10 protein-coding genes are annotated in these 13532 nt (G+C 58.4%); all 10 read right to left on the reverse strand.

What is annotated here, in order from left to right; translation table 11 throughout:
- Positions 1–210: 210 nt before the first annotated feature.
- A complete protein-coding gene (tilS, locus tag AC1RQB_RS16630; RefSeq protein WP_063342642.1) occupies positions 211–1539 on the reverse strand; it encodes a tRNA lysidine(34) synthetase TilS in 1329 nt (442 codons plus the stop codon).
- Positions 1540–1673: 134 nt separating this feature from the next.
- Positions 1674–2621: an acetyl-CoA carboxylase carboxyltransferase subunit alpha gene (locus tag AC1RQB_RS16635; protein ID WP_008010221.1), complete on the reverse strand. Its 948-nt coding sequence runs from the start codon at positions 2619–2621 to the stop codon at positions 1674–1676.
- A gap of 152 nt (positions 2622–2773) precedes the next feature.
- Positions 2774–6295, reverse strand: coding sequence for a DNA polymerase III subunit alpha (gene dnaE / locus AC1RQB_RS16640; protein WP_008072672.1), 3522 nt, complete (start codon positions 6293–6295; stop codon positions 2774–2776).
- An 82-nt stretch (positions 6296–6377) separates the two neighbouring features.
- Positions 6378–7019, reverse strand: coding sequence for a ribonuclease HII (rnhB, locus tag AC1RQB_RS16645; RefSeq protein WP_063342641.1), 642 nt, complete (start codon positions 7017–7019; stop codon positions 6378–6380).
- Entirely contained in the window at positions 7019–8146 is a 1128-nt protein-coding gene (lpxB, locus tag AC1RQB_RS16650; protein ID WP_008072670.1) for a lipid-A-disaccharide synthase, read from the reverse strand. The genes rnhB and lpxB overlap by 1 nt, the downstream gene beginning before the upstream one ends.
- Before the next feature lie 2 nt (positions 8147–8148).
- The gene (gene lpxA / locus AC1RQB_RS16655; protein ID WP_063342640.1) at positions 8149–8925 is read right to left on the reverse strand and encodes an acyl-ACP--UDP-N-acetylglucosamine O-acyltransferase; all 777 of its coding nucleotides are present in this window, start codon (positions 8923–8925) and stop codon (positions 8149–8151) included.
- Positions 8922–9362 carry a 3-hydroxyacyl-ACP dehydratase FabZ gene (fabZ, locus tag AC1RQB_RS16660; protein ID WP_007907157.1) on the reverse strand — a complete coding sequence of 147 codons (441 nt, stop codon included), beginning with the start codon at positions 9360–9362 and terminating at the stop codon, positions 8922–8924. The genes lpxA and fabZ overlap by 4 nt, the downstream gene beginning before the upstream one ends.
- A 108-nt stretch (positions 9363–9470) precedes the next feature.
- Positions 9471–10526: a UDP-3-O-(3-hydroxymyristoyl)glucosamine N-acyltransferase gene (gene lpxD, locus AC1RQB_RS16665; protein WP_008072668.1), complete on the reverse strand. Its 1056-nt coding sequence runs from the start codon at positions 10524–10526 to the stop codon at positions 9471–9473.
- 3 nt (positions 10527–10529) lie between these two features.
- The gene (locus tag AC1RQB_RS16670) at positions 10530–11033 is read right to left on the reverse strand and encodes an OmpH/Skp family outer membrane protein (protein ID WP_007907155.1); all 504 of its coding nucleotides are present in this window, start codon (positions 11031–11033) and stop codon (positions 10530–10532) included.
- Positions 11034–11078: 45 nt separating this feature from the next.
- The gene (gene bamA, locus AC1RQB_RS16675; RefSeq protein ID WP_063342639.1) at positions 11079–13469 is read right to left on the reverse strand and encodes an outer membrane protein assembly factor BamA; all 2391 of its coding nucleotides are present in this window, start codon (positions 13467–13469) and stop codon (positions 11079–11081) included.
- Positions 13470–13532 lie beyond the last annotated feature (63 nt).

Consider the following 13532-nt stretch of genomic DNA (forward strand, 5'->3'; position numbering starts at 1 on the left):
GCCCCCGATCACCTGCATTAATCACAGTGCACCTTTCAAAAAAACCGCCGCGTTGGGACAGACCGGTAGATGAAACACCGGTAGGTTGCTCGCTACACATTTTTTGGAATCGCCCAGCAAAGACTGCTTGGTAATCGGCAACTCCTGCGATTCAGGCGAATCCACAGAAGTTGTATCAAGAAGGGAGCGTAGTCTACCGGAAAGCCCCTTTCAGCTCAAACCTTGATCTTCGATCTGCGGCTGCCAATGCAAATTCCAGCCACTTTGCTCACCGCCATTTAGCCCCCGCAGGTTCGCCACCGCCAGCAATTGCTGGCCTCTGTAGACCAGCGGCAATCTGCCACGGGCGAAGCCCGGCACACCGCTTTCGTTGAGCAAACGCTTCAGGTCACGGTGGCCGCGATCGGGCAGGTTCATCACCTCGCCTCCCTCACGATAGCGGATCTGCAGCGGGCCAACGGGGATCTGACCGGTGAACGTGAGTACACCGTTATCCGGCAACGCCAGTGATACCGAGGGATCAGCCCAAGACACCGGGGATGGCGGAGTGCGCAGCCAGCCACCCGACAACCACCAGACACGCCTACCCGCGCGATGCAATTCACCCGCCGCCAGCCGCCAGACCGGACGCGCATCGCCGGTCGCATCACGCAAATTCTCCCAACCCGACCAATGGTCACTGTCCGGCAAAGTCGTCAGCGGCTTGAGCCAATGACTTAACGCATTGCGCTGACGCGCATCAGACAGTTTTTCCAATGGTGCCAGCGCCAGCGACGGCAAACCCAGCCAATCGAAATCGCTGACCGTGGTGGCACGGGCCAGATCGATTTGCGCCAATTCGTCGAGCAGTTCTTGCGCTTCGCTCAGATGCGCGGCGCTGCGAGCCATGGTCGCCACCGCTTGCGGCCAGCGCGCAGTCAACACCGGGAACACCTGATGACGCAGATAATTGCGCGAGAACTGGCGGTCCTGGTTCGACGGATCCTCGATCCAGCCCAACTGATATTCAGTCGCATAGGCCTCAAGCTCGGCACGCGTTACGTCGAGCAACGGCCGCAACAGATGCCCCCGACCCAAAGGACGCTCGCTCGGCATTCCCGACAACCCTCTCACCCCTGCCCCACGCATCAGCCGAAACAACAGGGTTTCCGCCTGATCGTCGCGGTGTTGGCCCGTGAGCAGCACGTCACCGACGTGAGTCGCCGCGATGAAGGCGCCATAACGCGCATCCCGCGCCGCACGCTCAAGGCTGGCGCCGGGTTCAACCTGAACGCGCACGACTTCTAGCGGCACTCCCAACGCATCACAGACCGACTGACAATGTTCCGGCCACGCATCAGCCGCAGTCTGAAGGCCGTGGTGGACATGGATGGCGGTCAGCGTCGGCAGGGATTGGGTTTTTGCGAGATGGGCGAGTAGGTGCAGCAGGACGGTGGAGTCGAGGCCACCGGAGAAGGCGATGCGCCAGGTTGTGGCGTTGCGCCACGGTGCAAGTTTCAGCAGGAGTCTGGCAGGCAAATCAATCGTGGGCTGACTCATATCGATCACTTCGCACAAATCAAATGTGGGAACGGGCTTGCTCGCGAAGGCGGTTCAACATTCAACACATCAGTCGACTGTTATACCGCTTTCGCGAGCAAGCCCGCTCCCACATTATTAAAGCCGAGGTCAGATCAGAGACCGTAGCTCATCAGACGCTCATAACGACGGGCCAACAGCGCCTTGTTATCGAACTTCTTCAACATCGCCAGTTGCGAGCTCAGCTCGGCGCGGATCGAGGCAGCCGCAGCGGCCGGATCACGATGAGCGCCGCCCAATGGCTCGCCGATCACTTTATCGACAATGCCCAGGCCCTTCAGACGCTCGGCAGTAATGCCCATGGCTTCAGCAGCATCCGGAGCCTTCTCGGAAGTTTTCCACAGAATCGAAGCGCAACCTTCCGGCGAAATCACCGCGTAGGTCGAGTACTGCAGCATGTTCAGCTGATCGCAGACGCCGATCGCCAATGCACCACCGGAACCACCTTCACCGATCACGGTGGCAATGATTGGGGTTTTCAGACGAGCCATGACGCGCAGGTTCCAGGCAATTGCTTCGCTCTGGTTGCGCTCTTCGGCGTCGATGCCTGGGTAAGCACCCGGGGTGTCGATGAAGGTCAGGATCGGCATTTTGAAACGCTCGGCCATTTCCATCAGACGGCACGCCTTGCGGTAGCCTTCAGGACGCGGCATACCGAAGTTGCGGCGAACCTTCTCGCGCACTTCGCGGCCTTTCTGGTGACCGATGATCATCACCGGCTGGTCGTCCAGACGGGCAATGCCGCCAACGATCGCAGCGTCGTCGGAGAAGTGACGGTCGCCGTGCAGTTCGTCGAACTCGGTGAAGATGTGTTCGATGTAGTCCAGGGTATACGGACGTTTCGGGTGACGCGCCAGACGTGCGATCTGCCAGCTGGTCAGCTTGCCGAAGATGTCTTCGGTCAGCGTGCTGCTCTTGTCCTGCAGGCGGGAGATCTCATCGCCGATATTCAGCGAATTGTCATTACCGACCAAGCGCAACTCTTCGATCTTGGCTTGCAGGTCGGCGATCGGCTGTTCGAAATCTAGAAAATTCGGGTTCATAGGCGTCCGTCTTGGGTCGACCTTCCAAGAGAGCTTGGGCCGGCCGGTTGTCTATTCGCGCCCTACCTTAAGGGACAGGCGCGTTCAGGTCGAGATTAAAAATTTGGGTCGGGATCAGGCGCGCTCTAATGGTAAAGAATGGCACCTGACCGTCAACGGTATTGGAGGAAGACGTTGTCTCGCCCGAACTGGTCACGCAGGGCTTGAATCAAGGCATCCGCCGGATCGATCCGCCAGGTCTCGCCGAACTGCAACAAGGCCTTCGCATCGGGACTGGTGTACTCCATGGTGATCGGGCACGCGCCGCGGTGGCGCTTGAACAGCTCACCCAGCCAGCGTAGCTGATCGCCCTTCAAATCCTTGGTGTGCAATTTCAGGCGCAGGCTTTCGGCCAGGTTGGTGCGCGCATCTTCCATGCTCATCACGCGCTTGACCCGCAGCCGCAGGCCGCCAGAGAAGTCGTCATTACTGACTTCGCCTTCGACCACCACCATCGCGTCGGTCTGCAACAGCGACTGCGCGGAGTGGAAGGCGTCGGCGAACAGCGAGGCTTCGATCCGGCCGGAGCGATCGTCGAGGGTAATGAAACCCATCTTGTCGCCCTTTTTGTTCTTCATCACTCTCAGGGCGATGATCATGCCCGCGACTGTCTGGGTATCGCGAGCCGGCTTCAGATCGATGATGCGCTGACGGGCGAAGCGACGGATCTCGCCTTCGTATTCGTCGATCGGGTGACCGGTCAGGTACAGGCCCAGGGTGTCTTTCTCCCCTTTCAGGCGTTCCTTGAGGGTCAGTTCCTTGGCCTTGCGATGATTGGCGTAGACGTCGGCGTCTTCCTCGACAAACAGCCCGCCAAACAGGTCGGCGTGACCACTGTCGTGGGTGCGCGCGGTTTGTTCGGCAGCCTTGATCGCCCCTTCCATCGCGTTCAACAAGACCGCGCGGTTCTGGTCGATGCTGGCTTGATAGGCTTTGGGTTCGTCATGAAAATACGGGCCCAGACGATCCAGCGCGCCGCTGCGGATCAAACCGTCCAGGGTGCGCTTGTTGATCCGCTTGAGATCGACACGGGCGCAGAAATCGAACAGATCCTTGAACGGCCCGTCCTGACGCGCCTCGGTGATCGCTTCCACCGGCCCTTCGCCCACACCCTTGATTGCGCCGAGGCCATAAATAATGCGGCCTTCGTCATTCACCGTGAACTTGAACTCCGAAGTATTCACATCCGGCGCGTCGAGACGCAGCTTCATGGTGCGAATTTCTTCGATCAAGGTCACGACCTTGTCGGTGTTGTGCATATCCGCCGACAGCACCGCGGCCATGAACGGCGCCGGGTAGTGGGCTTTCAGCCAGGCGGTCTGGTACGACACCAGGCCATACGCGGCGGAGTGGGATTTGTTGAAGCCGTAACCGGCGAACTTTTCTACCAGGTCGAAGATGTTACCGGCCAGGTCGGCATCGATATTGTTGGTGGCGCAACCCTCAATGAAACCGCCGCGTTGCTTGGCCATTTCTTCGGGTTTTTTCTTACCCATGGCTCGACGCAGCATGTCCGCACCGCCAAGGGTGTAACCGGCCATGACCTGGGCAATCTGCATCACCTGTTCCTGATACAGGATGATGCCGTAAGTCGGCGCCAGGACGGGCTTGAGGCCTTCGTACTGGTAATCCGAGTGCGGGTACGCGAGTTCCGCGCGACCGTGCTTACGGTTGATGAAGTCGTCCACCATGCCCGATTGCAGCGGGCCCGGACGGAACAGGGCCACCAGTGCGATCAAGTCTTCCAGGCAGTCGGGCTTGAGCTTTTTGATCAGCTCTTTCATGCCGCGCGACTCGAGCTGGAACACCGCGGTGGTTTCAGCTTTTTGCAACAGCGTGTAGGTCGGTTTGTCGTCCAGCGGGATAAAGGCGATATCCAGCGGCGGCTCGTTGACCTTGGCGCGATCGCGGTTGATGGTTTTCAGCGCCCAGTCGATGACCGTTAGCGTCCGCAACCCCAGGAAGTCGAACTTCACCAGACCGGCCGCCTCAACGTCATCCTTGTCGAACTGGGTTACCAGGCCATCGCCCGCTTCGTCGCAATAAATCGGCGAGAAGTCGGTCAGCTTGGTCGGCGCGATTACCACACCACCGGCGTGTTTGCCGACGTTACGCACAACGCCTTCAAGCTTGCGCGCCATTTCCCAGATTTCCGCAGCCTCCTCATCGACCTTGATGAAGTCGCGCAGGATTTCTTCCTGCTCGTAGGCTTTTTCCAGGGTCATGCCGACTTCGAACGGAATCATCTTCGACAGACGATCCGCCAAACCGTAGGACTTGCCCTGCACCCGCGCCACGTCACGAACCACGGCTTTCGCCGCCATGGAACCGAAGGTGATGATCTGGCTAACCGCGTTACGGCCGTATTTTTCGGCCACGTAATCGATCACGCGGTCACGGCCGTCCATGCAGAAGTCGACGTCGAAGTCGGGCATGGAAACCCGTTCCGGGTTAAGGAAACGTTCAAACAGCAGGTCATATTCCAGCGGGTCGAGGTCGGTGATCTTCTGCACATAGGCCACCAGCGACCCGGCACCCGACCCACGACCAGGACCGACCGGCACGCCGTTGCTCTTGGCCCACTGGATAAAGTCCATCACGATCAGGAAGTAACCGGGGAAGCCCATCTGGATGATGATATCCAGCTCGAAATTCAACCGGTCGACATAAACCTGACGCTTGGCTTCGTAGTCTTCAGTGGTGTCCTTGGGCAGCAGAACGGTGAGGCGCTCTTCCAGACCGTCGAAGGAAACCTTGCGGAAGTACTCGTCGATGGTCATGCCATCGGGAATCGGGAAGTTGGGCAGGAAGTGCTTGCCCAGCTTCACGTCGATGTTGCAGCGCTTGGCGATCTCAACGGTGTTTTCCAGCGCCTCGGGCAAGTCGCTGAACAGCTCGGCCATTTCCTCGGCGCTTTTGAGGTATTGCTGATCACTGTAATTCTTCGAACGCCGCGGATCGTCGAGGGCGCGGCCCTCACCGATGCACACGCGGGTTTCGTGGGCTTCGAAGTCTTCCTGCTTGATGAAGCGCACGTCGTTGGTCGCCACCAGCGGCGCACCGATCTTCGCCGCCAGCGCCACGGCGCCGTGCAGTTGTTCTTCGTCATTGGGGCGGCTGGTGCGCTGGACTTCCAGATAGAAGCGATCCGGGAACACCGCCATCCACTCGCGAGCCAGGGTTTCGGCTTCGTCCGGGTTGCCGCTGAGCATGGCCAGACCGATCTCGCCCTCTTTCGCCGCCGACAGCATGATCAAGCCTTCGCTGGCTTCAGCCACCCACTCGCGCTCGATGATCACCGAGCCATTGCGCTGGCCGTCGATGAAGCCACGGGAGATCAGTTCGGTGAGGTTGCGATAACCCACCGCATTCATCGCCAACAGGCTGATCCGGCTCAAGGAGTTGTCCGGATCCTTGTTCGACAGCCACAGGTCGGCGCCGCAGATCGGCTTGATCCCCGCACCCATGGCCGCTTTATAGAATTTGACCAGGGAACACATGTTGTTCTGGTCAGTGACCGCCACGGCAGGCATGTTCATGCCGACCAGGGTCTTGACCAGCGGTTTGATCCGCACCAGACCGTCGACCAGGGAATATTCAGTGTGCAGGCGTAGATGAACGAATGAAGCCGGCATAGTGATCCTGTCTAGAAACTAGAAACGTGAAGACAACAAGGCCCGGATTGTACCGGGCCTTGAGTAAAACATCAGCCTGCGACTAACTCCCGATCAGGTTTTCCCGCGCTTCATACGCCAAGCGCACCGGGGCGAACGAGCGACGATGGATTGGGGTAGGCCCCAAGCGGGCCAGCGCTTCCAGATGAACGGGTGTCGGGTAGCCTTTATGGCCTCCGATCCCGTAACCCGGATAAATCAGTTCGAATGCCGCCATTTCCCGATCACGGCTGACCTTGGCCAGAATCGATGCCGCGGCAATGGCCGGTACCTTGCCGTCGCCCTGGATTACCGCTTCGGCGCGCATCGAGAGCTTCGGGCAACGGTTGCCGTCGATCATCGCCAGTTTCGGCTGAATATGCAGCCCTTCGACGGCACGCTGCATGGCCAGCATGGTGGCGTGAAGAATGTTCAGTTCGTCGATTTCTTCTACTTCAGCGCGAGCGACATACCAACTCAGGGCCTTTTCACAGATTTCGTCGTAAAGCGCTTCGCGACGGGCTTCGGTGAGCTTTTTGGAATCGTTGAGGCCCAGGATGGGGCGGCTCGGATCGAGGATCACTGCCGCCGTCACCACCGCACCGCACAGCGGGCCGCGACCGACTTCATCGACACCCGCCACCAGATCTACAACCTCATCGACCAGCATAAAATCCAGGCCCAGCTGCTTGCTTGCTTTGCTCATTATGCTCTGCCAATCAGGTTCAGTACCGCGTCCGCTGCCTGATTGGAGGCGTCCAAGCGCAGGGTTCGGTGGATTTCGTCAAAGCCTCGGGTCTGCTCCTGGCCACCTTCGATCAGTGGCGACAGGGTCTGGGCCAAGGCCTCAACCGTCGCATCGTCCTGCAACAACTCCGGCACCAGCAGGCGCTGGGCCAGCAGATTCGGCAACGAGACGTAGGGACTCTTCACCATCCGTTTGAGAATCCAGAACGTCAGCGGTGCCAAGCGATAAGCGACCACCATCGGCCGCTTGTACAACAAGGCTTCCAGCGTAGCGGTGCCCGAAGCGATCAACACGGCATCGCAAGCAGCCAAGGCCAGATGGGACTTGCCGTCGAGCAAGGTCAGCGGCAGATCGCGACCGGCCAGCAGCTCTTCAAGCTGGGCCCGACGCTGCGGGCTCGCGCACGGCATGACGAACCGTACGCCCGGGCGCATGGCACGCACGCGCTGGGCGGTGTCGAGGAACAGCGCACCAAGGCGCCCGACCTCACCACCCCGGCTACCCGGCATCAGGGCGACCAGCGGCCCATCCGGCAAGCCAAGTTCGGCACGCGCTGCGGCGCGATCAGCCTCAAGCGGAATCGCATCGGCCAGGGAATGGCCGACAAACCGCACCGGCACGCCCTTCTCTTCATAAAATTTAGCTTCGAACGGGAACAGCGTCAGCATCAGGTCGCAACCTTCGCGAATCTTCAGCACCCGCTTCTGTCGCCAGGCCCAGACCGACGGGCTGACGTAATGCACGGTCTTGATCCCGGCCTGACGCAGCTTGAGTTCGATATTGAGGTTGAAGTCCGGGGCATCGATACCGATGAACACGTCCGGCTTCTCGGCGATCAGGTCTGCGACCAGTTTCTTGCGACGTGCCAACAGCTCGCGCAAACGGCCCAGCACTTCCACCAGCCCCATGACAGAAAGGCGTTCCATCGGGAAATACGACGTCAAGCCTTCGGCCTGCATCAGCGGACCGCCGACACCGATGAACTCGACCGCCGGATGCTGAACCTTGAGTGCGCGCATGAGGCCCGCACCCAGAATGTCACCGGAAGCCTCTCCCGCCACCAGCGCAATACGCAAATTGGCCATGGTTAACGGGTGATGCCGCGGGTCGAAGACTGGATGGAGTCACGGAACACCGCGACTTCCGGGAACTGCAGCGAGGGTTCGGCCAGCTCGACAAGCGCCTGCTCGACCGTCAGGCCCTGGCGGTAAACCACCTTGTAGGCACGACGCAGGGCGTGGATCGCATCTTCGCTGAAGCCGCGACGGCGCAGGCCTTCGAAGTTCATGCTGCGGGCTTCGGCCGGGTTGCCGAATACCGTCACATAGGCTGGAACGTCCTTGCCAATGGCAGTGCCCATGCCGGAAAAGCTGTGGGCGCCAATGTGGCAATACTGGTGAACCAGGGTAAAACCGGACAGGATCGCCCAGTCTTCAACATGCACATGGCCCGCCAACGCGGTGTTGTTGACCAGGATGCAGTGGTTGCCAATAACGCTGTCGTGACCGATGTGGGCATAGGCCATGATCAGGTTGTGATCGCCCAGGGTCGTTTCCGAACGGTCCTGAATGGTCCCGCGGTGAATCGTCACGCCTTCACGGATGACGTTGTGGTCACCGATGACCAGACGGGTTTCTTCGCCCTTGTATTTCAGATCGGGCGTGTCCTCGCCTACCGAAGAAAACTGGTAGATGCGGTTGTGCTTACCGATTCGGGTCGGGCCCTTGAGAATCACATGCGGCCCGATCACTGTCCCCTCGCCGATTTCCACACCTGCGCCGATGATCGACCAAGGGCCGACTTCGACGTCGTCGGCCAGAATGGCCGTCGGATCGATGATTGCGCGAGGGTCAATCAAACTCATAGTTTGCGTTCCGCGCAGATGATTTCAGCGGAGCAGACTGGCTTGCCATCGACCGAAGCCTGGCATTCGAACTTCCAGATCTGACGCTTGCAGCTCAGGAACTTGGCTTCCAGGATCAACTGATCGCCCGGCAGCACAGGCTGACGGAAGCGCAACTTGTCGGAGCCGACGAAGTAATAAAGCGTGCCGTCGGCAGGCTTCACGTCGAGCATTTTGAAACCAAGGATCCCGGCAGCCTGAGCCATCGCTTCGATGATCAATACGCCCGGCATGATTGGATGCGCAGGGAAGTGACCATTGAAGAACGGTTCGTTGATGCTGACATTCTTGTAGGCGCGAATGCGCTTGCCTTCCACATCCAGATCCACGACCCGGTCCACCAGCAGGAACGGGTAACGGTGAGGCAGGTATTCGCGAATCTCGTTGATGTCCATCATTTCGGGGGGAAGCCTATGTAAAGATTGGGAGCGCGCGACTGACGCGCACTCCTCTAGCAAATCAAGGAGGCAGTCTAGCGGCTGTGCACACTTGATATGGAAATGGTATCAGCCATCTGATGAAGCATTACCGTCAGGGGTCACGTCCCCTACACGCTTTTCCAGCTGTCGCAGTCGTCGCGCGATGTCATCGAGCTGACGGATACGTGCCGCGCTTTTGCGCCATTCGGCTGCCGGTTGCATCGCCGTACCGGAAGAATAGGAACCCGGCTCGGTAATCGAGTGGGTCACCATGGTCATCCCGGTCAGGAAAACGTTGTCGCAAATCTCGATATGTCCCACCAGCCCTACGCCACCGGCGAGCATGCAATGCTTGCCGATTTTGGTGCTGCCGGAGATCCCCACACAGGCGGCCATGGCAGTGTGATCACCGACCTGGACGTTGTGAGCGATCTGAATCTGGTTGTCGAGCTTCACACCATTGCCGATAACGGTATCGGCCAGTGCGCCGCGATCGATAGCGGTATTTACGCCTATTTCCACGTCATCGCCGATCGAGACACCGCCGATCTGGGCGATTTTCTGCCAGACACCTTTCTCGTTGGCAAAACCGAAGCCTTCACCGCCGAGCACGGCACCGGATTGAATCACCACCCGTTTACCGATGCGCACATCGTGATACAGCGTGACCCGCGGGGCCAACCAGCCGCCTTCGCCGATTTCGCAGCGCACACCGATGAAGCAATGAGCTCCAACGGTCACACCTGCGCCAATACGCGCTGCACTTTCGATGACCGCAAAGGCACCGATGCTCGCCGCTGGATCGACCACTGCATCCGCTGCCACCACCGCTGTCGGGTGAATACCGGCAGGCGCCTTGGGTTTGGGATCGAACAAGTGGGAAACGCGCGCGTAGGCCAGATACGGATCCGGCACCACCAGTGCATCACCGGCAAAACCTTCTGCGTCAGCGGCCTTCAGCAATACGGCTGCGGCCCGACTGTCAGCCAGGTATTTACGGTATTGAGGATTTGCCAGAAAGCTCAACTGAGCTGGGCCAGCCTCTTGCAAAGTGGCTAGCCCAGTAATTGCTTTCTTCGGGTCGCCACGCAAGGTGGCGCCGAGGAACTCGGCCAACTGGCCGAGCTTTATAGTCGCTGTCATGGGTTACTTCAGCTGATTCATGCGCTCGATAACCTGGCGAGTGATGTCGTACTGAGGCTTGACATCAATCACTGCGCCACGCTCGAAGACCAGGTCAAAGGCACCTTTCTTGATGACTTCTTCCACAGCGCTGTCCAGTTTCGGCTTGAGCTGCTTCAGCATTTCACGGTCAGCAACGGCTTTGGCTTCGTTCAATTCCTTGGACTGGAACTGGAAATCACGGGCCTTTTGCTTGAACTCGAGTTCCAGACGTTCGCGCTCGCCTTGCTGCATCTTGTCGCCACCGGCCATCAGACGGTCCTGAATACCCTTGGCGCTGCTTTCCAGGCTCTTGAGCTTGGTCAGTTGCGGGCCAAACTTCTTCTCGGCATCCACGGCGTATTTTTTCGCCGCGTCAGATTCCAGCAGTGCCATCTGATAATTCAGTACGGCGATTTTCATATCGGCAAAAGCCGGTCCTGCAACCAGTACGGTCGCCAGGAGAACCAATTGAGTCAACTTACGCACGATGCACTCCTACAAAATCCATTGTCGTTATCTTGGGTCAGACGCTTAGAACGTCTGGCCGAGGGAGAATTGGAACACTTGAGTCTCAGCGTCATCCGGTTTCTTGATCGGCATGGCCAACGCGAAGCTCAAAGGACCCAGTGCGGTAACCCAGGTCACGCCGAGGCCGACGGAGCTGGCCACGTTGCTCAGACTGATGTCGTTGCATTCGGTTTGAGCGGTCGAACCGACATTGGCGTTCGTCGTTTTGTCGCAGTTGGAGTCGAATACGTTACCCACATCCCAGAATACCGAAGTACGCAGGGAACGCTGATCCTTGACGAAGGGCAGCGGGAACAGCACTTCAACACCACCCTGGATCAGGACGTTACCACCGAATGGCAGCGGATCCTGGTCCGGGTCGGCGATCGTACCGGCGTTACCCGTGACAGCCTGACCACGACTAGGTGTACTGCGCGGACCCAGTGTACTGTCCTTGAAACCACGAACCGAGTTGAAACCACCAGCATAGTAGTTCTCATAGAACGGCAAGCCATCGGTCGAGCCATAGCCATCGCCATAACCCAGTTCGGTATGAAGACGCACAGTGTAGTTTTCAGTAATTGGCTGGAACAACTGGCCACGGTAATCAAGCTTGAAGAACGACAGATCGCTACCCGGGGTAGTGGTTTCCAGAGTCAGGCTCTGGGAATGGCCACGGGTCGCTAATACGCCTTTGTTCAAAGTGGACTCGGACCAACCGGCCGAAGCCTTGAAGTTCAGGTAGCTGTCGCCTTCACGGTTAACGAAGTCGAAAATCTCGTCAACAGTGTACTGGCCGGTTTTGATATCGTCCTGCTGTGCCGACAGACCGAAGGTCAGACGCGAAGTCTCGCTGATCGGATAGCCCACATTCACGCCCGCACCCAGGCTATCTACCGCGTAGCTGGTGAGGTCGGCGTCAAGCTCATCGTAGTCGGTGGTGCGATAGAAAGCGTTGTACCCCAGGCTCACACCGTCAGCAGTCCAGTACGGGTCGACATAACCGAAGTTATAGCGGCTCTGGTATTCACTGCGGGTCAAACCGACGCTGACCTTGTTACCGGTACCCAGGAAGTTGTTCTGGGTGATCGAACCACCAAGGATCAGACCGGCACTCTGGGCGAAACCGACGCTGGCGGTAATCGAGCCGGACGCCTGCTCTTCAACGCTGTAGTTCACATCAACCTGGTCATCGACACCGGGCACGGCCGGCGTCTCGACGTTGACTTCCTTGAAGAAGCCCAGACGTTCCAGACGTGTCTTGGATTGATCGATCAGGTAAGTCGAAGCCCAACCGCCTTCCATCTGACGCATTTCACGGCGCAGCACTTCGTCTTCGGACTTGGTGTTGCCACGGAAGTTGATACGGTTCACATAAGCACGCTTGCCCGGATCGACAGCGAACGTGATATCGACCGTGTGATCGTCATCGTGAGGCTGAGGCACGCCGTTGACGTTAGCGAAGGTGTAACCCTCGTTACCCAAGCGACGGGTGATCAGTTCGGACGTGGTGGTCATCAGCTTGCGCGAGAACACCTGGCCTTTCTGAACCAGCAGCAGGGACTTGATCTGGTCTTCAGGGACTTTCAGGTCACCGCTGAGCTTGACGTCACGAACGGTGTACTTCTCGCCTTCGTTGACGTTGACGGTGATGTAGACGTGTTTCTTGTCCGGGGTGATGGACACCTGGGTCGAAGCGATATCCATATTGATATAGCCGCGATCCAGATAGTAGGAGCGCAGACGCTCCAGGTCACCGGAGAGTTTTTCACGAGCGTACTTGTCATCATTCTTGAAGAACGACAACCAGTTGCTAGTCTTGAGTTCGAACAGGTCGATGAGGTCTTCATCAGGGAAAACAGTGTTACCCACCACGTTGATGTGCTGGATAGCTGCAACGGTGCCTTCGTTGATATTGACCTTCAGGCCCACGCGGTTACGCGGCTGTGGCACCACTTCGGTATCGACAGTAGCGGAGTAGCGGCCCTGAGCGACGTATTGACGCTGCAGCTCGTTACGCACACCTTCAAGGGTGGCGCGCTGGAAGATCTCGCCTTCGGCCAGACCGGATTGTTTGAGGCCCTTCATCAGGTCTTCAGTGGAGATCGCCTTGTTGCCTTCGATCTCGATACTGGCGACCGACGGACGCTCGACTACAGTGATGACGAGGACGTTGCCATCGCGACCCAGCTGGATATCTTGAAAGAACCCGGTTTTGAACAACGCACGAGTGGATTCCACCAGGCGACGATCATCCGCCTGTTCGCCGACGTTCAACGGCAAGGCACCAAAGACGCTACCCGCGGAGACCCGCTGTAGGCCATTGACGCGAATATCAGAGATAGTGAAGGACTCGGCGTGAACTTCGGCGATCATCAATACGGTGAGAACCGCAGTTAGCAGCAGACGTTTCATGAAGTCCTTTCTTATTCCAACTGGCAATAAAAACTGCCGCAAAATGCGGCAGATTCGCAATTC

This window comes from Pseudomonas sp. GW822-FHT02E03 (assembly GCF_058802325.1).